A 20,504-nucleotide genomic window follows, 5' to 3' on the forward strand; every position below is an offset into this window, starting at 1 on the left:
CTGCAGACCGCGATCTTCCCCGAGAACCGGGCCAGCATCGCCCTGCACCACTCGGCCGGCTACCGCACCGTCGGCGTCCGCGAACGCATCGCCCGGCACCACGGCGTCTGGCGCGACACCGTCATGCTCGAACGCCGCGCCGACTCCGCCTCCGTCCTCACCGCACCGGACTGCGCCACCTGCTGAACACGCCCCAGGCGCATACGGGAACGTGGACGACTAGCGACCGTTCCCGGCCACCCCGTGCCGCCGGGGCGGGGTCCACGGAACACGCTCGGCGTCGCCGGGATCGGTGAACGCGAGAACCGACTCGTCGAGCCGGTGGAACGACAACCCACCGGCAACGGTCTCGTCCAGCTCACCGGCGATCAGCAGCAGCGGCCGTGCCCCGATCCGCAGGCACACCTCGGCCAGGACACCTTCGTCGACGACGACGTCCACCTCCTCGACCTGGCCGAGCGGCAACTCGGTCAACGCCCTCCACCGGTAGATCCCGTCCCACTTCTCGCCGTCCGGGAACCGGGCGTCGGCCCACGCGCGCAACCCGAACTCCGCGTCATCTTGGTAAGTGGTGACACTGGGCGCGCTGTCATCGTCCAGCGACGCCTGCAAGCCGAACAGTTGCAGACAGGGCACCTCCGGATCCTCGAACCGGGGACCACCGCCCGCGACGTTCTCCCTCAACGCCATCTCCACGCCGACCCACGACAGCACCCGCCTACCCCGCCACGACTCGAACTCCCGCGCCCGCTCGGCCACCCAGTCATCCCGCGTCACGCCGCCAGTATGTCCGCGGTGTCGACTCGCTGTCCACAGAGGACGGATTCGCCGCGCTGACCGAGCTCCGCCGAGCCAATGGGAGGGGGCCTCACGTTCTGCGGTGTAACGGGTTCCGGGATTCGGCGATTGTCCGTTCGACGAGGATCCCGCGCGGCGGAGGTACGCGTGCCCGACGACATCTGGTTACCGGTGCGACGACGATGGGCCGCGCTGACCCCTCTCGTGCTGCGACCGGGCGGCCCGCGTGAGCGGAAGGTCCGGTTCCGGCGGCGGTGGAACTTCTTCGCCACGCCCGACGTGGCCATGGCCGTCACCGGCATGCGCGGCACCGGGAAGTCGACGCTGCTCAAGGCGATCCGCGGGCGGCTGCTGTTCGGCGACTACCCGTTGGGGGAGGAGAGCCCCGACGCGGAGTCGGACCGCTTCGTCGCGGTGACCGAGCACGGCAGCAAGCAGGTCAAGTCGGTCGTGGTGCCCGGCCAGAAGGACTCGGCGCAGGGTGAGCGGACGTTGCGGAAGTACTTCCGCAACGGCAGGTCGCCCGACGGCGTGGTGCACGTCGTGTCGTGGGGGTACAGCACGATCTGGGACTCCACCGCCGAGCAGGTCGCCATCGCCTCGACGGCCACGGGTGACGCCCCGGAAGGCGTGGACCCGGACGTGGCGCGCACCCGTGAGTACAACCGCAAGGGCGAGCTCGACGACTTCCGCCAGACGTGCGCGCTGCTCAAGGAGAGCTGGCGCGGCACGCGGAAGCGCCTGTGGCTGGTGGTCGCCGTGGCGAAGGTCGACCTGTTCCAGAACGCCGAGTCGTTGCGCCAGGCGGGGCGCTACTACCTGCCGGCGGAGCAGCCGAAGGACGACAGCCCGTTCGCCCGCGAGCTGCGCGCGCTGGTGAACCACCTCGGCGAGGAGCGCTTCGGCACGGCGGAGCGGCCGCGCATCGCCGTGGTGCCGCTGGTGTCGTTCCCGGAGGATTACCCTGTCGGCGAGTCGGTCGTGCAGTCCACGGGCAAGCCGGACGTCATCTCGGTGCTCCTGACCACCTTCATCAACACACTCTGGGAGTTCAGTGGCGATGATCGAGCCTGATCGCGGGGCATTGGGCGTGGAACTGGAGCACGCGCTCGTCCACGCCGAGACGCTCCTGGCCGCGGTGGACCAGGCGACCTGGCGGCTGAACGTCCTGCGCGCGTGGCAACTGGTGTTCCTGCTCGCCGGCGCGGCGGTCACCGGCGGCCTGGTGGACGCAGGGGGGTTGGCCGCCGCCGTGGCCGCGGTGTCCGTCGCGGCGGCTTCCGGTGGAGGTGTGGGCGTGCTGTTCCTGGCGACCACCCGGATGAGGGGTACCCGCGACCGCGACGCCATGGTGATGGTGAGCCTGTCCCGGACCGCGCGGGACCTGCTTCCCGTGGTGGCGCAGGACGAGCAGTGGTCGGAGCTGCGGCTGGCGACGACCCGCGCGAGGATCGCCCGGTTCCCGATCTCGGAGCGGTCGCGATGACGGGGAGGGCGGCGTGGGTCTACGTGGGGCGGCTGGCCGACGTGCTCCAGATCCTGACCGTGATCGGCGGCCTGGCGTTCGTGGCGTTCGCGGTGGCGGGCGTCGACGTCCTCGCCGATCCCGGCGACCAGACCCTGTTGCTCGCCGCGATCGTGCTCGGCGCCTCGTCGCTCCTGGCCGTGCTCGCGGGTGTGGTCCGAGCACAGGCGCCCGCCAGCGGCTTCGAGGAGAACGGCCGCGCGACGAACCGGATGCTGTACGTGACGGCAGCGGTGCTGTTCGCGCTGGCCGTGGTCGCGCTGGCACTCCTGGTGTACCGCGACCCACCCGCCCAACCGCTCTGCTGGTCCTGAGCCTCGAGGTCTCGGCTCCACGGTAAGCGCTTTCCCGCCGATGTCCGAAACCACCGCGGACGGGGCACAGGTCGGTCGGTGACGCTGCCGAGCGTCACCGGAGACGTCAGGAGCGGGTGATCAGGGTGTTGCACTCGCGCTGGAGCGCGATGTCGTGCCACATCGGGTGGTGGGGTGCGGCGTTGGAGCACACGACCGAGCCCCAGGCGCCGACCCGTGCGGCCGCACGGGCGGCGGTGCGGCAGAACGCGGCGCCGACCGGTCCCTCCTCGAAGGCGCCGTGCAGCGGGGTGTAGCCGATCCAGCCCTCGCCGAACACCAGTGGCACGCCGGTTTCGGCGGCCCAGTCGGCGGCGGCGTCGATCCAGGTCGTCAGCCGCTCGCGCATGGCGGTGCGGTGGGTGGCGTAGCGGTCGTGGAGCCAGGCGTCCCACTTGTCGGGGTCGCACCAGTCGTGGACGTACACCTCCCGTCGGCCGACGATGGTGGCGTCCAGCCGCCACCGCTGCTCCTCCGGCGGGAGCCAGTCGTCCAGGTCCGGCGCGCCGGGGCGCAGCAGGTCGCGGCGGGCGCGGTCCTGGGGGAACGGACGGGTCGTGTCGCGCAGGGCGAACTCGTCGAGCAGTTCGTCCAGCACGCCGTACACGTACGGGTGGAACACCGCCACGTCCGCGGTGCGCGGGACGCCGTGCAGGGAGCCGACCGGCACCCCCGCGTAGTTCACCGCGACCCGCTGGGCGGGGTGGCGCTCCTTGAACCTGGCCAGGCCGCGCTTCAGGCGCGGGCGCAGGGCCACCACGGGGTCCCCGGTCAGGCCCTCCGTCAGGCCGCCCGCCTGCACCTCGTTGTGCAGTTCGGTGAACGCCACCCGGTCGGCCAAGCCGTGCTCGTCCAGCAGGTCGAGCAGGTCGGCCAACGCGTCGGCCAGCGCCGTCGCGCGGTCCTCCGGGTCGATCGCGCGCACGGCGTCGTGCCAGGCGGGGGAGAGGGCGAAGGCCGGGCTCTGCTGGTACTCCCAACTGGACAGGACGACGAAGCAGTCGTGCCGCCGCGCGGCGCGGAACAGGTCGAGCAGCCGTTCCCGCGCGTCGACGGTGGTCGCGACCCGCACGTCGTACCAGCGGACCCGTTCGCCGTAACCGCCGCCCAGCGGGCCGAGCCGCAGGGCGGAGGTGTCCACACCGGAGCGGAACAGCAGCAGCGGCATCGCGCAGATCCGCACGGTGTTGTACCCGCGCTCCACCGCCTCGGCGAAGCAGCGGTCCAGGTCCTCGAACGGCTCACCGGGCCCGGAACGGGTGTACCAGGTGAAGTCCCACAGCGTGATGGTCAGCTTCCCGGGGGTCACGCCTTCACCGCCCCGGCGGTCAGGCCCTCCAGCAACTGCTTGCGCAGCAGGAAGAACACCAGCAGGCTCGGCACGGCGGCCAGCACCGATCCGGCGAGCACCAGGTCGTACTGCCGCCCGGTGGCGCCGAACAGCGCCTGGATGCCCATCGGCAGCGTGTAGTCCTCGGGCTCGCTGATCACGATCAGCGGCCACAGCAGGCTGTTGTAGCTGGTGAGGAACGACCACACGCCCAGCGCGCCCAGCGCGGGACGCAGCAGCGGCAGCACCACCCGTCGGAACAGGCCGAACTCGGTGCAGCCGTCGACGCGGGCGGCGTCGACCAGTTCGTCGGGGATGGCCTGCTCGGTGAACTGGCGCATCATGAAGATCCCGAACGCGGGCGCGACCCAGGGCACGACGAGCGCGAACCACGGCTCGGTCAGCCGAGCCTTGGCGACCATGACGAACAGCGGCACGACGATCACCGCGAACGGCACGGCCAGCGAGCTGAACATGATCGTGAACAGGGCCTGGCGACCGCGGAAGCGGTACTTGGCGAAGGCGAACCCGGCCAGCGAGCACAGCAGGACCGCGACCGCGGTGGAGATGACGGCGACGACCGTGCTGATGGTGAACCAGCTCCAGAACGGCTGCGCCTGCAGCAGCCCCCGGTAGTTGTCCGGCACGGCCGGGTCCGGCAGCAGGGTGGGCGGGTAGGAGAAGATGTCGGCCCGGCTCTTGAACGACGACGCCAGCGCCCACAGCAGCGGCAGCGCGAAGACCGCCAGCAGGGCGATCAGGAAGGCGTAGAGCAGGACGCGGCCGGCGAGCGGACGACGTGCGGTCAGGGTGCTCATCGGGGGTCCCTTCCCACGCCGAGCAAGCGGTTGGCCAGCAGCCCGAGGGCCACCACGACGACGAACAGCACCACACCCGCGGCGGCGGCGTAGCCGAGCTGCTGGCGCTGGAAACCCGCGCGGTAGACGAACATCGCCACCGACAGCGTCGACTCGCCCGGCCCTCCCTGGGTGAGCAGGAACGGCTCTTCGAAGATCTGCGCCGTGCTCACCAGCACGGTCACGGCCACGAAAGCCGTCACCGGCTTGAGCGCCGGCAGCGTCACGCTGGTGAAGCGCCGCAGCGGCCCCGCGCCGTCGATGGCGGCGGCCTCGTACAGCTCGCGCGGCACGTTCTGCAGCCCGGCCAGGAAGAACACGGTCAGGTAGCCGGTCCAGCGCCACAGCACCAGGACGACCACGGTGACCTTGGCCCAGGCGGGGTCACCGGTCCAGTCGACGCCGCCGAACCCGAACACCGCCTTCAGCACCCCGTTGACGATGCCGAACTCCGTGTCGAAGAACAGGCCGAACACCAGGGTGATCACGATGGGCGAGATGACCACCGGCATGAAGAAGGCCAGCCGGAACACGTCGCGGCCACGCAGCCCGCGGGCGTTGAGCGCTTGGGCGGTCAGCAGCGCCGCCGGGACCACGACCAGCAGCGTGAACACCACGTACCACGCGGTGTTGCCCATCGAGGTCCAGAAGCTCGCGTCGGTGAGCAGGTCGGCGTAGTTGCGCAGCCCGACCCAGCGCGGCGTGCCGAGCCCGGCCCACTCGGTGCAGCTGAGGTACAGGCCGACCAGGATCGGCACCGCCATGAACAGGCCGAACAACACGAAGAACGGGGACACGAAGGCGTAGGGAGCCGCCTCGCGCTGGTGCCGCGACCACCACGAGCCGCCGGCCGCGTCGGCGGTCGTCGTCGACGCGCGGTCGAGGGTCGAGGTGCTCATCGCTTCACCTGCTGCCGGTAGGCCGCGATGCCCGCCTTGATCGCGGCGTGCGCGGACGTGCGCCCCCGGAGGGCGTCGAGGACGGGTCCGCCCAGCACGGTGGCCAGCACCTGCATGCCTGCGGCCTGGTGGAACAGCGGCAGGTCGTCGGCCGCCGCCGAGTAGACGTCGAACACGCGCTGGCCGCCGAGGTACTCGTCCCGCACCGCGAGCAGTTCGGGGTCGCGGTACAGGGGCCGCAGCGTCGGCAGGTAGCCGCCCGCGTGGTAGCGCAGCACCTGGCCCTCGCGGGTCAGGTAGACCCGGCGCAGGAACTCCAGCGCCGCCTGCGTGGCGGGCTTGTCCTTGACGACGGTGAACGCGGTGCCGCCGAGCGTGGTGGCCAGGTGGCCGCCGCCGGCGAACCTCGGCAGCGTGCGCATCCGCCACCGCCCCTTCTGGTCGGGCACGTTGGCCTGCAGGCCGTAGGCGTTGTACCAGTTCGGCATGGCGGTCGCGGCGAGTCGCCCGGACTTCAGCGCGGCGGCGCACGCGCTGCCGTACGGGTCGGGCAGCGCCAGCAGGAACCCGCTCCGCACCCCGCGTGACAGGAACTCCAGCACTTCGACCGCCTCGGGCGAGTCGAGCACGAGGGCGCCGGACTCGTCGAACACCCGCCCGCCGCGTTGCAGCAGCACCTGCGTGAAGCCGTTGACGATCGCGCCGTTGTCGCCGACCGACACCATGCCCAGGCTGACCTGCCGGTCGCGGGCCAGCCGCTCGCCGTGCTCGGCCAGCTCCTCCCACGTCGTCACGTCCTCGGGGACGCCGTGCTCGGCGAACACGTCCTGCCGGTAGTACAGCACCGTGATCGAGTTGTCGGAGTCGAGGCCGTAGGGCCGGCCGCCCACCGCGTACGGGGCGAGCTTGAGCAGGTCGTCGCCGAACGGCGCGACCTCGTCGGTCAGGTCGACGAACAGGTTCTCGGCGATCGCCGAGCCCATCACCCGCGGGAACTGGTCGATGACCACGCCCGCCAGGTCCGGGGTGTTCCCGTCGGCCACCGCCTGGGCGATCATGCGGGTGACGATGTCGCCCGGCGCGGCGGAGGTGATCCGCGGTCGGAAGGTGAACGCCGAGCCGCCGGTGATGGCGGGATCGGCAGCGGCCTCGGTGAACGTGGTGACGTAGCCGGGGTCGTGGGTCCAGACGCGCAGGTCCACGCCGCCGGAGGTGATCGGCGCCGTCGAACGGGCGCCGCACGCGCCCGACGCGCCCAGGGCCGTGACGCCGAGCGCGCCGCGCAGCAGGGACCTCCGGCTCAGGCGGCTCACCACAGCTCCACCCGCGTGCGGCGGACCAGCCGGACCGAGTCGACCGCGGCGGTGTCCCGTGCGGCCTCGTACCGCGAGCGCACCGACTGGTCGACGTACACCGCGTTGCCGTCCGGGCGCGGCAGCACCCGGATCTCCACGCCGTGCTCCAGCACCTCGTCGGCGAAGCGGCGCAGACCGATCTCCCACTCCGGGCCGTGCCAGAAGTGGTCGGCCACGAGCCGGCCGCCGACGTACGCGCGGGCGACGTCCCCGGTGTAGTCGCACCCCAGCAGCACCTCGCCGTCGCCGCGCAGCGCCTCGGCGGGCACGGCGACGTGGAAGACCGCGGCGTGCTCGAAGTCCTCGTCCACCGGCGCCGACGCCCGCAGCCGCGGACCGCCCGTCCGGGCGGGTGGCGCCTTGGCTTCGGCGCGCACGGCCGTCGTCACCGGTTCGCACGACGTGGCGTCCGTGGCGAGGCGCACGCGGGTGAACGCGCCGTGCGGCTCTCCGGCGAGCCGTTCGGGCAGGAACGACACGTCCAGCAGACCGGCCGTCGTCTCCACCCACGCCGAGTCGCCGTCGACCACCACGGGCTCGTCGCACAGCACCAGCGTGTCGACCCCGGCCGACGACAGCCGCTGCAACCGGAGCCCGGTGTCCTCGTCGAGGACCAGCAGTCGTGCCGTCGCGCCGTCGGGCGTGGTGGCCGTGAGCACGGCGTCCACGCCGGGACGGGGGACGGTGGCCACGCCCTGGTCGTCGACCGGCGCGCCGCGCACCCGCGTGCCGGCGGGGAACGCGAACCGCGCGGGGATGCCCGCGGTGGCCACGAACACGGCGGTGGGCACGCCGTCCCAGGTGAACCGGGTCACCGGCATCGCGCTCGCCCAGGCCAGGTCCACTCCGCCGACCACGTACCCGATGGGCCACGCGAAGTGCGCTCCGGACGGGATCGTCACGCCCTCGGCGGGCAGCCGCACGGTCCGGTCGCCGAGCACGACGTCGAACCGCACGTCGTGGTGCTCGGGCAGCGGTTCGTGGGGCTGGTGGTTGTTGACGAACAGGAACGCCCGGTCACCGCTCCACCGCACCGACCAGCGCAGCGTGCCGCGGTCGTCGAGGTCCGGTGGCCGTTCGTCGGGCAGGTGTGCGACGGCCGGCGCGAGGTCGGCGCCGCAGTCGCGCAGGAACAGGTGCTGAAGTCGCAGTGCCGCGAACGACGGCCGCACCTGCCCGTACTGGCCCAGCGGGGCCTGGAAGTCGTAGTCCACGACCGGCAGGTCGTTGGGGTAGCCGGTCTCGTGCGACTCCTGGTTGCCCGTCGCGAGGTCCAGTCGCTGCGAGCAGCCGTGGTAGAGGTAGTAGCCCTGCCACGCCGACCCGCTCGCGAGCTTGGCCAGCGCCAGGGCCGAGACGTCCGCCGCCGGGACGAGGGGACGGCGGTGGTACGCGATCGCCATGCCGCCGCCCAGCTCGCACGTCGCGTAGGGGTAGCGGGTGTCGTCGGGACCGCTGCCCTCGGGTGCGGTGGTGCGCAGGTCGGCGCCGATCGCGTGGTCGTCCCGGATCGGGGTGGGGAAGTAGTGGCGGCGGACCTCGCGCGCCCAGCCGTCGGAGGCGTCCTCCCAGAACGCCTCGGGATAGCCGCCGTAGACGGGGATCACGACGTCGGGCGGGAGCCGGGCGGCGCCCCAGCCGGTCGCCGTCCACAGTGGAGCGCTCATGCCCGCCGCTTCGGCGAGCACGCGCAACGTGGCCAGGTGGTCGGGCTGGTCGTACAGCTCGTTCTCCACCTGCACCGCGACGATCGGACCGCCGTCCGCCCACCACAGCCCGGCCAGCTGCCCGGCGATCGCCTCGTAGTACGGCCGCACGAGGTCGAGGTAGGCGGGGTCGTCGGTGCGCGGTGTGCGGCCCGACCCGTCCACCCAGTCCGGGAAGCCGCCGTTGCGGCACTCGCCGTGCGACCACGGACCGAGCCGCACCGACACCGCGAGGCCGAGCCCGGCGCACAGCTCGACGAAGCGCCGCACGTCGCGGTTGCCGTCGAAGCGCAGCCGCCCGCGCACTTCCTCGTGGTGGTTCCAGAACAGGTAGGTGGCGACGAGGTCGATCCCGCCCGCTCTCGTCATCAGCAGCTCGCGCCGCCAGAACGCCTCCGGGAAGCGGCTGAAGTGGAACTCGCCCATCACCGGCAGCCACGGGCGCCCGTCCCGGCTCACCGCGCGGCTGTCGACCCGCACCGGCCGGGGACCACCGGCGCCCATCGGCAGGTGCCCCACCAGCGGCGGGACGGGGACGTGAGCGTGCAGCGTGGGCATGTGGCGCTCCTGGTCTCCGGTGGCCGGGCGGGTTCATCGTGGGCACCGGCCTCGGCACTGTCAAGGATTATTCATAATTAATGAGGACTTGCTACGCTCTTGGACGACCACCGCGGGGAGGAGCGACATGGCCCGCTACACCGGCCGAGGAGTGCACTACCAGGTCGTGCAGGACATCGGCTCGCGGATCGTGGCCGGCCGGCACGCGCCCGGCGACGTGCTCGACCTGCGCGCCCTGGGCGACGAGCTGGACGTCAGCCTCACGGTGCTGCGCGAGGCGCTCAAGGTGCTGACCGGCAAGGGCCTCGTGGACGCCAGGCAGAAGCGGGGCACGTTCGTCCGGCCCCGGGCGGAGTGGAACCTGCTCGACGCCGACGTGATCGACTGGCGCATCGACGGCGGCGACGCCGAACGCGTCCTGCGCGACCTGGCGGACCTGCGATCCGTCATCGAGCCCGCGGTCGCCCATCGGGCCGCGCTGCGCCGCACCGACGACGACCTGCGAGCCCTCGACGCGGCGCTGGACGCCATGGCCTCGGCCGGGCGCGATCCCGCCGCCGCGGCGGAAGCCGACGCCGTGTTCCACCGCGCGCTGCTCGCCGCCACGGGCAACGAGCTGTTCGCGCGCATGGACCTGCTCCTGGAACCCGGCCTGCGCGCCCGTGACCGCCTGGTGCACGCCCACACCGACGTCGACGACCCCGTGCCCAGCCACCGCGCGGTCCTCGACGCCGTGCGCGCCGGCGACGGCCCGCGCGCCGAGCTGGCCATGCTCGACCTGCTGGCCAAGGCCCTGGAGGACCTCGACGCGGTGGCCGCCCGGACGGAGCGCCGGTGACCGGGCCGCTGTCCGGCCGCGTCGCCGTGGTCACGGGCGCGGCGCGGGGCATCGGCGAAGCGACCGCGCGCCGGCTGGCCCGTGACGGCGCGGCCGTCGCGCTGCTGGACGTGTCACGGGAGGTGGAAGCCGTGGCGTCGGCCATCACCGGCGCCGGCGGACGCGCGGTGGCCGCGCACTGCGACGTCAGCTCCGAATCCGACTGGGCCCAGGCGGTCCGCGTCTGCCGCGACGAGCTGGGGCCGGTCGACGTGCTGGTCAACAACGCGTACACGGTCGACGTGCGGCCCGCGCACGAGACCACCACGCGGTCCTGGGAACGGCAGCTCGCGGTCAACCTCACCGGTGCGTTCCTCGGCGTCCGCGAGTGCCTGCCCGACCTGCGCCGCGACCGGCGCGGCGCGGTGGTGCTGACCTCCTCCGTGCACGCCCTCGTCGGTCTGCCGGGGCGCGCCGCCTACGCCTCGGCCAAGGCCGGGCTGACCGGCCTGACCCGCCAACTGGCCGCCGAGTACGGCGCCGAGCTGCGCGTCAACGCGGTCCTGCCCGGGCCGGTGCTCACCGCCGCCTGGGACGACATCGGGCCCGACGACCGCCGCGCCAGCGCCGAGCAGACCGTCGTGGGACGCCTCGGCCGCCCGGCGGAGGTGGCCGCCGTCATCGCCTTCCTGGTCGGCGACGACGCCTCGTTCGTCACCGGCGCCTGCGTGCCGGTCGACGGCGGGTGGAGCGTCTACAAGACCTCGTCCTGACCGGTCGTCGCGACCAGAGAGGAGGGCGCCGCGTGAAGATCACCGCCGTCGAGACGTTCCTGGTCCCACCCCGTTGGCTGTTCTGCCGCGTCAGCACCGACGAAGGCGTCACCGGCTGGGGCGAACCGGTGGTGGAAGGCCGGGCGGAGACCGTGCGCGCGGCCGTCGAGGAGCTGTCCGACCTGCTCGTCGGCGCCGACCCGGGCCGCATCGAGGACCTGTGGCAGGTGATGACGAAGTCCGCGTTCTACCGCGGCGGCCCCGTCCTCTCCAGCGCCGCCGCCGGCGTCGACCAGGCCCTGTGGGACATCCTCGGCAAGTCGCTCGGCGTGCCCGTGCACCGACTGCTCGGCGGCGCGGTCCGCGACCGGGTCCGCGTGTACGGGTGGATCGGCGGTGACGAGCCCGCCGAGGTCGCGGACGCCGCCGCCGCGCAGGTCGCCGCCGGGCTCACCGCCGTGAAGGTCAACGCGAGCGGCCGGACGGGCCCGATCCCGACCCGCTCCGAGACCGCCGCCGTCGTCGCGCGCCTGGCCGCGGTGCGCGAGGTCATCGGGGACGACCGCGATGTCGCCGTGGACTTCCACGGCCGGTTCACCACGGCCGCCGCCCTGCGCGTGCTGCCCGAGCTGGCGCCGCTCCACCCGCTGTTCGTGGAGGAACCGGTCCTGCCCGAGCACCGCGACCGGCTCGCCGACGTCGTGAGGGCGAGTCCCGTGCCGATCGCCTGCGGTGAACGCCTGTACTCGCGAGCGGACTTCCTGCCCGCGTTGCGCGCCGGCGTCGCGGTGGTGCAGCCGGACCTGTCCCACGCGGGCGGCATCTCCGAGGTGCGGCGCATCGCGTCCCTGGCGGAGGTCCACGACGCGTTGCTGGCACCGCACTGCCCCCTGGGCCCCATCGCGCTGGCCGCCAGCCTCCAGGTCGCGTTCGCCACCCCCAACTTCCTGATCCAGGAGCAGAGCATCGGCATCCACTACAACCGGGGCGCCGAACTGCTCGACTACGTGCTCGACCGCACCCCGTTCACCTTCCACGACGGCGCGATCCGCCGCTGGGACGCGCCCGGCCTGGGGATCGAGGTCGACGAGGACGCGGTCCGGCGCGCGGACGCGGTCGGACACCGGTGGCGACCCCCGGTGTGGCGGCACGACGACGGTTCGTTCGCCGAGTGGTGACGAGGAGCGGAGGAAGACGTGCGGTTGATCGAGGCACTGCGTGACCACCGGCTGATGGCCATCATCCGCGGGCGCGACGCCGAGGCGTGCGAGCGCGTCGCCGCCGTGCTCGTGGACAACGGGATCTCGCTGGTGGAGGTGTCGCTCACGGGCACCGACGCGCTCAAGGTCATCGAGCGCGTCGCCGCGACCGCGGGCCCGGGTGTCCACGTCGGCGCGGGCACCGTGCTGACCGCCGACGACGCCCGCCGGGCGCGGGACGCGGGTGCGACCTTCGCCGTGACCCCGGCCCTGGGTGAAGGCGTGCAGGCGTCGGTCGGGCTGGGGCTGCCGGTCCTGGCGGGCGCGTTGACCCCCACGGAAGTCCTTGCTGCGCACCGCGCGGGCGCCGCGGCGGTCAAGGTGTTCCCGGCGTCCTCGCTCGGACCCGGGCACGTCGCCGCGCTGCGCGCACCGTTCCCGGACGTCCCGCTCGTCCCGGTGGGCGGCATCGGCGTGGACGACGTCGAGCGGTACCTGGCGGCCGGCGCGGTCGCCGTCGGCATCGGCTCGCCGCTCACCGGTGACGCGCCCGACGGGGGAGACCTGGCGGGGTTGGCCCGGCGGGCCCGCGCGTTCGTCGCGAAGGCGGTCGGGGCGTGATCGACGCGATCGCGTTCGGCGAGACCATGATGTCGTTGCGGTCGACCGGCGGCTGGCGCCTCGGCTCGACCGCCACCACCTCGATCGCCGGCGCGGAGAGCACCGTGGCCATCGGGCTAGCCAGGCTGGGCCACACCGCCCGGTGGGTGGGCCGCGTGGGCGCGGACGAGCCGGGCGAGCTGGTGCTGCGGACGTTGCGGGCAGAGGGCGTGGACACCTCCGCGGTGGTCCGAGACGAGGACGCGCCCACCGGGCTGATCCTGTTCGAGCAGCGCACCCCTGACGTGACCCGCGTGCTGTACCACCGCGCCGGGTCCGCCGGGTCACGCCTGACCGGGCAGGACGTGGTGGCGGGCCTGACCGGCGGCGCCCGGCTGCTCCACGTCACCGGCATCACGCCCGCGCTCGGCGCCGAACCGCTGGCCGCCACCCACGCCGCCGTGGACCACGTGCTCGACCAGGGCGGCCTGGTGTCCTTCGACGTCAACCACCGCAGCCGCCTGTGGTCCGCGGCGGAGGCGTCACGGGTGCTCACCCCGTTGGCGCGCAAGGCATCCGTGGTCATCGGCTCGCCCGAGGAGCTCGACCTCGTCGGGAGCCCCGGCGACCACGTCGTCACCAAGCTCGGCGCGGACGGCGCCCGGGTGCGCACCGCCACCGGCACTTGGACCGCGCCCGCCCACCGGGTCCGGGCCGTGGACCCGGTGGGCGCCGGCGACGCGTTCACGGCCGGCTACCTGTCCGGCCTGCTGGACGGCCTCGACCCGGCGGCGTGCCTGGCGCGGGCCAACACGACGGCCGCGTTCGCCGTCATGACCGTCGGCGACTGGGAAGGCCTGCCGACCAGGCCCGAACTGCCACTGCTCGACCTGGCCCCCGGCTCAACCCTGCGATGACCCCCGCGACCGCCTGGCGACCGCCTCCCGGCCGGCAAGTCGCCCGTGCGTCACCCGGTGCGGTCGCGCCGCTGCTCCTTCGGCACGTACTCGAACGTCGGACCCGCCGTCGTCCGACCGTCGCCACTGGGCATCCGCATCAGCGCGCGCGCCTGCTCGCGCAGCGCGTACATGACCCCGACCGAGGCGCCGAGCCGCGCCGGGCTCCCGGTGAACGCTTCCTCCAACAGGTGCAGCAGACCGCAGTAGGTGTCGTTGAACTCCTCCTGCGCCAGTCGGACGGGGCTGCCCGGCGGGTAGTCCGCCGTGCGCTGGTTCGGCCGCATCGGCGCCACACCACCGAGGTCCACGGGCAGTTCCTCGCCCGTGGGGCCGGACCGCGGCGTGTCACCCGCCCGGAACCGCCTGCCCCGCTTCAACTCCACGAACCGGTAGTAGTGCGCGACCTCGTCGCGGTCCGGGTGGAACACGTCCCGGTCGCCGTCCCAGACCTCCGTGCGGGCCGCGCCCTCGCCCTGCTCGACGATCTCGCCGATCGCCGCGAGCGCCGACTCCAGGTCCTGCACCGCGATCGCCCGACCGCCGCCCCGGCGCAGGCGGAAGTCGCGGACCTGCCGCCCGGGGGCGCCGGTGAACACGGCCTCCTCGCCGAGCGAGGCGCACAGGTCGCGCAGACCCTGCTCGATCGCCGCGTAGAACTGGCCGATCGTGGCGTAGCCCGCGCGCAGGTCCTCGATCGTGGTGATGCCGGTCATGGCGGTCCTTCCTCGAAGGCACGCGGGCGAACGGCCCGCTGACCGGGAAGACCGGACAGCCCTCGGATCGGTGACCGCGGGAAGACCGGACGAACGTCACAGTGCCCGCGGCAGAGGGGCGTCCTCACGGCGCCGGTGGGCTCGCGTCGGGCCGGACGACCGCGACCGGGGCACGGCGAGTGGCGCAGCACCGCTTGACTGGCGCCCCCGCCCGACCGAGGGCAGGCGGGCGCAGGTGCCGGCCAGGACCGAGCCGAGCGGCGGGCTGTGACACCGCCGGCGCGTCACAAAACCCGGAGGTGTCCGGTCTTCGCTGGTCATCCCGTTCCTCAAGGAGGTCTTGCCATGTCGTTCACCGTGGTGCAGGAAGCGCACCCACCCGTCATCCCGGCCGGTGCGCACGCGATGACCGTCGTCGTCGAGTACCCGCCCGGCGACCCCGGCACCCCGCCGCACCGGCACCCCGGACCGGCCTTCGGCTACGTGCTGGAGGGCGAGATGGTCTTCGAGCTCGAAGGCGAACCGGCGCGCGTCGTGCGAGCGGGCGAGGCGTTCTGGGAACCGGGTGGCGATGTCATCCACTACCAGGACGGCAACAACCGCGACGACATCCCGGTGCGGTTCACCGTCACCATGCTGTGCGAGCCGGGCAAGCCCATGGTCGACCTCGTGGACGCCGACGAACTCGCCCGGCGGGCGGACCGCCGGGCGCCGCGGCCGAACTGACCCGGGGCCACGCAGTTCATCCGGCTGGTCGGGGAGAGGACGCTGTCGCACACGGCGTCCCGGATCTCGGCGACGTCGCCTCGCGGGCACGCCCGGCGAGCGCGCGAGGCGACGTCGCCGAGCCGGTCGGGATCACCCTCGCTGCCGCCTGGCCCGACCGGGCACCACGGTGATCTTCGACGGCGGCGAGGAGATCGCGTCGGACACGCTCGTGATCTTCTCGGGGTTGAGCAGCCACAGCAGGTGGTCGATGCCCTCGGTCGTCGCGCCGACCGCGACCACGCCGAACTCCGCGCCGTTGCGCAGCAGCACGGCGCAGGGCTGCCCGTTCGCGCTCACCCACCGCACGTCGACGTCGTTCCAGAACCAGGAGGAGAACGAGCCGAGGTACCGCTGCACGGCGGGCACGCCCACGATCGGCTTGCGCGCGACGCCCAGCCTGCCGTTGCCGTCGGACAGGCTGGTCACGTCCGGCGCGAAGAGCCGTTCCAGCGACGCCATGTCACCGGCGCGGGCGGCCGCGATGAAGGCGGCCAGCAGCTCCCGCTGCGCGTCGGGGGTCACCTGCCTGCGCCGTTCGCCGGCCATGTGCTTGCGCGCCCGGCTGACCAGCTGGCGCACCGCGGGCTCGGTCGACTGGAGGATGTCGGCGACCTCGGCGTAGGCGTAGCCGAAGGCTTCCCGCAGCACGTACGCGGCGCGTTCGTTGGGGGTGAGCTTCTCCATCAGCATCAGGGCCGCGAGCTCCAGGGCCTCACCGCGCTCGGCGCCCAGGTACGGGTCGGCGCTCGTGTCGACCGGCTCGGGCAGCCACGGCCCGACGTACGTCTCGCGCCGCACCCTCGCCGACTGCAGCGCGTTGATGGCGAGCCTGGTCGTCGTGGTCGCCAGGAACGCCTCCGGGTTGACCACCCGGCTGCGGTCGTACAGCTGCCACCGCACCCACACGTCCTGCACCAGGTCCTCGGCCTCGGCGACGCTGCCGAGCATGCGGTAGGCGATCCCGAACAGGCGCGGCCGCAGGGTCGTGAAGATCGCCGCGGCCCGTGCCAGGTCGTCCGAGTCCCCTGGTCCGGCAGTCGCGCTGGAATCCGTCAACCGTCGCCTCCGTGCCCGTTCGTGCCGATCTCGGCGGTGCCGAAGGTACCCCGTCGCACCGACGGCCGTTCTCCGTCACAACCGGGCGGCCCATCCGGTCTCAGGGGGTGACCTGAGAGAACGGGGGACAGCATGAGAACCGTCGACCTCCGCGTCCGGATGCGCGCACGCCCGATCGAGGAGCCCCATCGCGTCGCCACCCGGCTGGAGCTGTTGTTCGACCTGACGTTCGTGGTCGCGGTGGCCGGTGCCGTCGGCCAGTTCGCGCACGCGATCGAGGCCGGTCACGCGTCGTCCGGTGTCGTGGCGTTCCTCCAGGTCTTCTTCGCGATCTGGTGGGCGTGGATGAACTTCACCTGGTTCGCCTCGCCGTACGACACCGACGACGTCGGCTACCGGTTGATGACCATGCTCCAGATGGCGGGCGTGCTCGTGCTGGCCGCCGGCGTGCCGGCCGCCGCCGAGGGCGATCTGCGCACGGTGACGCTCGGTTACCTGGTCATGCGGCTGGCGCTCGTCGCGCAGTGGGTGCGGGTGGCGGTCGAGGACCCGGAGAGCAGGCGCACGGCCCTGCGGTACGCCGCGGGCATCACGGTCGCGCAGGCCGGTTGGCTGCTGCGGCTCGTGGCGGCGGAGTCCGGCGCGCTCGCCGGCGGTTGGTCGCTGCCCGCGTTCGCCGTGCTGGCGCTGGTCGAGCTGGCCGTGCCGCCGTGGGCGGAGCGGGGGCGGCGGACGACCTGGCACCCCCACCACATCGCCGAGCGGTACGGCCTGTTCACGATCATCCTGCTCGGAGAGGGCGTGTTCGCCGCGTCGACCGGTGTCGACGCGGCGGTGCGCGAGGGTTGGACGTGGTCGCTGACCGCGGTCGCGGGGTCCGGGCTGGTGCTGGTGTTCGCGCTGTGGTGGCTGTACTCGCTGGAACCCGCGGGCGACGCGCTGGCCGAGGCGAGGCGTCGGTCGTACCTGTGGGGTTACGGCCACTTCGGGCTGTTCGCCGCCCTGGCGGCCCTCGGCGCCGGCCTGGAGGTCGCCGTGGTGCGGACCGCGCACCGCGGCGAGGTCTCGGAGGTGGCCGCCGGCTGGGCGGTGGCCGTGCCGGTCGCCGCTTTCCTGGTGCTGCTGTGGGCGGTGCACGCCCCGTTCATCCGGAGGTCGTTCATCCGGCACGCGCGCCTGCTGATCGGCGCCGCGGCCGTCGCGGTGTCGCCGTCGACGGTGCCGGTCGTGGGGCTGCCCGGCACCGTGACGCTGATCGCCGCCGTGTGCGTCGCCGTCACCGCGTCGACCGTGGTGCACCACCAGCTGAACGCTTAGCGCTCGTTCCCGGCACCTGGTCGACCGGCGCACACCGCCTTGCCCCTTGCCCGTCGAGTGGCGTCATGCGGTTGCGGCTCGACGGGGACCCGCCCGGGTGATCCGGAGCGCGCCGGCTGTCACAACCGGGAAGGCTGTCCGGTCTTGCTTGCGACAGAGGTGCCCGGACCGGCCGGGCGCCCCGGCCCGAAAGGCTCGTCATGAAGATCGTCGTCATCGGTGGTACCGGTCTGATCGGCGCCAAGCTCGTGCGCAGGCTGGGCGAGCACGGTCACGAGGCGGTGCCCGCGTCGCCCGACTCGGGCGTCGACACGCTGACCGGCGTGGGCCTGGACGAGGTGCTGGCAGGCGCCCAGGTCGTGATCGACGTCTCCAACTCGCCGTCGTTCGCGGACGAGGCCGTGATGCACTTCTTCCGCACTTCCACCACCAACCTGCTCGCCGCCGAGGAGAAGGCGGGCGTCGGCCACCACGTGGCGCTGTCGGTGGTGGGCACCGAACGGCTCACCGACAGCGGTTACATGCGGGCGAAGGTCGCGCAGGAGCAGCTGATCAAGGACTCGGGGCAGCCCTACTCGCTCGTGCACGCGACCCAGTTCTTCGAGTTCGTGCGGAGCATCGCCCAGGCGGCGACGGACGGCGATACCGTGCGCCTGTCCGACGCCCTGATCCAGCCGATGGCCGGCGACGACGTGGCGAGCGCGGTCGGGCGCACCGCCGTGGGCGTGCCGCTCAACGGCATGATCGAGGTGGCCGGCCCCGAGCAGTTCGGCCTCGACGAACTGATCCGCAAGGGCCTCGAGTTCCAGGGCGACCCGCGTGAGGTCGTGACCGACCGGAGCGCCCGCTACTTCGGGGCCGAACTGGCCAAGGACTCACTGCTCCCGGGCCCCGACGCACAACTGTCCACCACCCGATTCGACGACTGGCTGCCGCTGAACCCGCCGCCACCGGCGAAGTAATCACGCCTGACATCCACCGACCGCGTCCAACCGAACCATCCGGACGCGGTCGGTGCGCTCGGGCGAACGACCAACCACAGCACCGTCGACGCCACCTCCTGGTCAGGTTCCCCCACCGCAGTCGCCGAACCGTGGCTACCGGCGGCGCGCATCGTGCCGCAGCCGATTTACGTGCAACTGTCACTATGGTGACGCACGGTCAGGCAGGAGGAGCAAGTGGACCTGGTCATCGACCCACCGCGGGGGGTGGGGCCGTTGAGAATCGGTATGCCGTTCGACGAGGCGGTCGAACTGCTGCATTCTTTCGACGGGTACCGCACCCCGAGCCCGGGGCGCGACAGCCTGCCCGGATTCGCCCACTACGAGTCCGAGCTCACCATCTCGCTCAGCCCTGATCGGGAGCGGCGGGTGAAAGCCATCGAGCTCTACCGGCCCGAGCGCGACGTCACTATCAGGTTCGGGGACATCGCAATATTCGACACCCCGGCCGACGAAGTCATCCAGAGGCTTTCGGGCGTCACGCGCTTGGAGGTCGAGGACGAGGGGCTTCACGTCGTTGCGCCGGACCTGCTTCTCGCCCTGGGCCGACCGTTCCGGTCGGACAGCGCCGACGAGCCTGAAGGCTGGTATTTCGAGTCGGTGCTGGTCGCTGCTCCAGGTTACTACGACCGGTAAGTGATCAATTGCCGGTACGATGATCATGGTCATCGCCGTCGAGGTGTAAACCGGTGGTCGCCTGCAGAGCGTGAGGTACTGCGGTTGCTGGTGGCGGCCAGACGTTGCCGTGCCAGGGGTCGACTTCTAGGGGATCGATGTGAGCAGGCAGCACCTCCGGATCAACCGATTCGGCTTCGCCGAGTACGGGGACACGGTTGATCTCTCCCATAGGTTGGACGTTTCCGAGGTAATGGAGACCCTGGATTCCATCGTGGATCTGGTCTTCTCGGAGGAATCTGGATTGTTCGAGTCACTGACGGGCGCCGCGCAAGCGGACTTCGCGGTTCCCTTGGGGATGTGCTCGAAGATGTTGTCCGCGGGTGATTACTCGACAGTTGAGTTGATCTCTGCGGCCTGTGCTGTACGTTACTGCGCCGAGGCGCACCTGTCCGAGTTTCCGGGAGATCTCGTGCAGTTGCTGTCCCGGCTACCTCGTTGAGTGGTCTTGACCACAGGTTGGCAGACTCGTCGAGTGTCTTCCGTTTCCACGGCGCGCCGAACACCTGGACGGGCCTTGGCGCCGGCGGACTGGCCGGCAGCCTGCACTCCGTACAGGTCCACCTCGACGCCGTCGCTGCATCCAAGCTCTCCGAGGCGCTTTTCGCCAACGCCGCGATCCTCGTCGAGGGCACCACCGACAAGGCGGTCCTGGAAGGACTGGCCGAGAAGTCCTCAGTCACCTCGCTGCTCAGCCGAGGCATCACCGTCGCCGACGTCGGAGGCAAGTCCAACATCATGCTCGCCCACGCCATCCTCACGGAACTCGGCGTGCCTTGCTGCACCATGTTTGACGGCGACCGCGACGGCGGCGACATCATGCGCGCCCGAGGTAAGGCAGCGGACAAGATCGCTGAGAAGGTCGCGAAGGACATCGCCGACAACCGCAAACTGCTCACTTACCTGGAAGCCGACGTCGAGGACTTCCCGGACACCGTCGCCCACGCCCGCTACGCGGTCCTCGAAGACACCCTTGAACCCCTGCTCAACTCGCAGTGGACTGGCTGGGACGATGAGGCAAGAGCAGTGGTGGCCGAAGGACTGGCCACCGGCAAGAAGAACGCCCTCGTCTACTTCATCACCGCACGCCGCATGACCACTCCACCACCCCGCTTCCTCTTGGACGTCCTGCGCCACGCGCAGAACCTCACTATCTGACGGCGGCGCCGTGGTGGGGCCACAACGACAACCGGTGGGCGGCCAGAACCAGAGGGAGGCGCGACGTTGCCGCCCGAGGTTGGGCTT

Annotated in this window: 24 protein-coding genes; 15 read left to right on the forward strand and 9 right to left on the reverse strand. The window is 72.2% G+C overall.

Annotated features, from left to right (window positions below):
• Positions 1-186, forward strand: a 186-nt coding sequence (locus AB0I91_RS41880; RefSeq protein WP_499641830.1) for a GNAT family N-acetyltransferase, incomplete at its 5' end; no start/stop codon positions are given.
• Between the two features lie 33 nt (positions 187-219).
• On the opposite strand, the gene AB0I91_RS41885 is transcribed toward AB0I91_RS41880, so the two are convergent.
• Positions 220-777, reverse strand: a complete 558-nt coding sequence (locus AB0I91_RS41885; RefSeq protein WP_499618226.1) for a hypothetical protein — start codon at positions 775-777, stop codon at positions 220-222.
• A gap of 168 nt (positions 778-945) precedes the next feature.
• Between AB0I91_RS41885 and AB0I91_RS41890 the strand changes: the two genes are divergently transcribed.
• The 3 genes from AB0I91_RS41890 to AB0I91_RS41900 are packed head-to-tail and all read left to right on the forward strand — an operon-like array spanning position 946 to position 2,637.
• On the forward strand, positions 946-1,872 hold the full coding sequence (locus AB0I91_RS41890; protein ID WP_499641831.1) for a GTPase domain-containing protein: 927 nt from the start codon (positions 946-948) through the stop codon (positions 1,870-1,872).
• Entirely contained in the window at positions 1,859-2,284 is a 426-nt protein-coding gene (locus tag AB0I91_RS41895) for a hypothetical protein (RefSeq protein ID WP_499618224.1), read from the forward strand. Before AB0I91_RS41890 ends, AB0I91_RS41895 begins: the two co-directional genes overlap by 14 nt.
• A complete protein-coding gene (locus tag AB0I91_RS41900; protein WP_499618222.1) occupies positions 2,281-2,637 on the forward strand; it encodes a hypothetical protein in 357 nt (118 codons plus the stop codon). The genes AB0I91_RS41895 and AB0I91_RS41900 overlap by 4 nt, the downstream gene beginning before the upstream one ends.
• A 106-nt stretch (positions 2,638-2,743) precedes the next feature.
• Here AB0I91_RS41900 and AB0I91_RS41905 read toward each other — a convergent pair whose 3' ends face one another.
• The 5 genes from AB0I91_RS41905 to AB0I91_RS41925 are packed head-to-tail and all read right to left on the reverse strand — an operon-like array spanning position 2,744 to position 9,381.
• Positions 2,744-3,985 (reverse strand): cellulase-like family protein, encoded by a 1,242-nt coding sequence (locus AB0I91_RS41905; protein ID WP_499641832.1) that lies wholly within the window; start codon positions 3,983-3,985, stop codon positions 2,744-2,746.
• On the reverse strand, positions 3,982-4,824 hold the full coding sequence (locus AB0I91_RS41910) for a carbohydrate ABC transporter permease (protein WP_498775250.1): 843 nt from the start codon (positions 4,822-4,824) through the stop codon (positions 3,982-3,984). The genes AB0I91_RS41905 and AB0I91_RS41910 overlap by 4 nt, the downstream gene beginning before the upstream one ends.
• Positions 4,821-5,762: a carbohydrate ABC transporter permease gene (locus AB0I91_RS41915; protein ID WP_498775248.1), complete on the reverse strand. Its 942-nt coding sequence runs from the start codon at positions 5,760-5,762 to the stop codon at positions 4,821-4,823. Before AB0I91_RS41915 ends, AB0I91_RS41910 begins: the two co-directional genes overlap by 4 nt.
• Positions 5,759-7,075 (reverse strand): ABC transporter substrate-binding protein, encoded by a 1,317-nt coding sequence (locus AB0I91_RS41920; protein ID WP_499618217.1) that lies wholly within the window; start codon positions 7,073-7,075, stop codon positions 5,759-5,761. The genes AB0I91_RS41915 and AB0I91_RS41920 overlap by 4 nt, the downstream gene beginning before the upstream one ends.
• The gene (locus tag AB0I91_RS41925) at positions 7,072-9,381 is read right to left on the reverse strand and encodes a beta-galactosidase (protein ID WP_499641834.1); all 2,310 of its coding nucleotides are present in this window, start codon (positions 9,379-9,381) and stop codon (positions 7,072-7,074) included. Before AB0I91_RS41925 ends, AB0I91_RS41920 begins: the two co-directional genes overlap by 4 nt.
• 127 nt (positions 9,382-9,508) lie before the next feature.
• On the opposite strand from AB0I91_RS41925, the gene AB0I91_RS41930 reads away from it, so the two are divergent.
• From AB0I91_RS41930 to AB0I91_RS41950, 5 genes are read left to right on the forward strand one after another with little or no spacing between them, the layout of a single operon-like run.
• On the forward strand, positions 9,509-10,219 hold the full coding sequence (locus AB0I91_RS41930; RefSeq protein WP_498775242.1) for a FadR/GntR family transcriptional regulator: 711 nt from the start codon (positions 9,509-9,511) through the stop codon (positions 10,217-10,219).
• Positions 10,216-10,971, forward strand: coding sequence for an SDR family NAD(P)-dependent oxidoreductase (locus tag AB0I91_RS41935; protein WP_499641836.1), 756 nt, complete (start codon positions 10,216-10,218; stop codon positions 10,969-10,971). The genes AB0I91_RS41930 and AB0I91_RS41935 overlap by 4 nt, the downstream gene beginning before the upstream one ends.
• 32 nt (positions 10,972-11,003) lie before the next feature.
• Entirely contained in the window at positions 11,004-12,149 is a 1,146-nt protein-coding gene (dgoD, locus tag AB0I91_RS41940; RefSeq protein ID WP_498775238.1) for a galactonate dehydratase, read from the forward strand.
• Between the two features lie 18 nt (positions 12,150-12,167).
• A complete protein-coding gene (locus AB0I91_RS41945; protein ID WP_498775236.1) occupies positions 12,168-12,791 on the forward strand; it encodes a bifunctional 4-hydroxy-2-oxoglutarate aldolase/2-dehydro-3-deoxy-phosphogluconate aldolase in 624 nt (207 codons plus the stop codon).
• A complete protein-coding gene (locus AB0I91_RS41950) occupies positions 12,788-13,687 on the forward strand; it encodes a sugar kinase (RefSeq protein ID WP_498775234.1) in 900 nt (299 codons plus the stop codon). The genes AB0I91_RS41945 and AB0I91_RS41950 overlap by 4 nt, the downstream gene beginning before the upstream one ends.
• Before the next feature lie 50 nt (positions 13,688-13,737).
• On the opposite strand, the gene AB0I91_RS41955 is transcribed toward AB0I91_RS41950, so the two are convergent.
• Positions 13,738-14,442: a ferritin-like domain-containing protein gene (locus AB0I91_RS41955; RefSeq protein WP_499641838.1), complete on the reverse strand. Its 705-nt coding sequence runs from the start codon at positions 14,440-14,442 to the stop codon at positions 13,738-13,740.
• A 345-nt stretch (positions 14,443-14,787) separates the two neighbouring features.
• Between AB0I91_RS41955 and AB0I91_RS41960 the strand changes: the two genes are divergently transcribed.
• On the forward strand, positions 14,788-15,168 hold the full coding sequence (locus AB0I91_RS41960) for a cupin domain-containing protein (RefSeq protein WP_499618206.1): 381 nt from the start codon (positions 14,788-14,790) through the stop codon (positions 15,166-15,168).
• 132 nt (positions 15,169-15,300) lie between these two features.
• On the opposite strand, the gene sigJ is transcribed toward AB0I91_RS41960, so the two are convergent.
• A complete protein-coding gene (sigJ, locus tag AB0I91_RS41965; RefSeq protein WP_499641840.1) occupies positions 15,301-16,266 on the reverse strand; it encodes an RNA polymerase sigma factor SigJ in 966 nt (321 codons plus the stop codon).
• A gap of 132 nt (positions 16,267-16,398) precedes the next feature.
• Here sigJ and AB0I91_RS41970 point away from each other — a divergent pair, with 132 nt between their 5' ends.
• The 3 genes from AB0I91_RS41970 (at position 16,399) to AB0I91_RS41980 (ending at position 19,220) form a co-directional block, all read left to right on the forward strand.
• On the forward strand, positions 16,399-17,583 hold the full coding sequence (locus AB0I91_RS41970) for a low temperature requirement protein A (RefSeq protein WP_499641841.1): 1,185 nt from the start codon (positions 16,399-16,401) through the stop codon (positions 17,581-17,583).
• 200 nt (positions 17,584-17,783) lie between these two features.
• Positions 17,784-18,545 (forward strand): SDR family oxidoreductase, encoded by a 762-nt coding sequence (locus AB0I91_RS41975; RefSeq protein WP_498786085.1) that lies wholly within the window; start codon positions 17,784-17,786, stop codon positions 18,543-18,545.
• A gap of 216 nt (positions 18,546-18,761) precedes the next feature.
• The gene (locus tag AB0I91_RS41980) at positions 18,762-19,220 is read left to right on the forward strand and encodes a hypothetical protein (RefSeq protein ID WP_498786083.1); all 459 of its coding nucleotides are present in this window, start codon (positions 18,762-18,764) and stop codon (positions 19,218-19,220) included.
• Between the two features lie 4 nt (positions 19,221-19,224).
• Here AB0I91_RS41980 and AB0I91_RS41985 read toward each other — a convergent pair whose 3' ends face one another.
• Positions 19,225-19,431, reverse strand: coding sequence for a hypothetical protein (locus AB0I91_RS41985; protein WP_498786081.1), 207 nt, complete (start codon positions 19,429-19,431; stop codon positions 19,225-19,227).
• Between the two features lie 42 nt (positions 19,432-19,473).
• Here AB0I91_RS41985 and AB0I91_RS41990 point away from each other — a divergent pair, with 42 nt between their 5' ends.
• Together AB0I91_RS41990 and AB0I91_RS41995 are read left to right on the forward strand one after the other, a co-directional pair.
• The gene (locus AB0I91_RS41990; protein ID WP_498786079.1) at positions 19,474-19,701 is read left to right on the forward strand and encodes a hypothetical protein; all 228 of its coding nucleotides are present in this window, start codon (positions 19,474-19,476) and stop codon (positions 19,699-19,701) included.
• Between the two features lie 17 nt (positions 19,702-19,718).
• The gene (locus AB0I91_RS41995) at positions 19,719-20,417 is read left to right on the forward strand and encodes a TOPRIM nucleotidyl transferase/hydrolase domain-containing protein (RefSeq protein WP_499641844.1); all 699 of its coding nucleotides are present in this window, start codon (positions 19,719-19,721) and stop codon (positions 20,415-20,417) included.
• Positions 20,418-20,504 lie beyond the last annotated feature (87 nt).

Origin of the sequence: Actinosynnema sp. NPDC049800, from assembly GCF_040656635.1 — a bacterium.
Classification (GTDB): Bacteria; Actinomycetota; Actinomycetes; order Mycobacteriales; family Pseudonocardiaceae; genus Actinosynnema.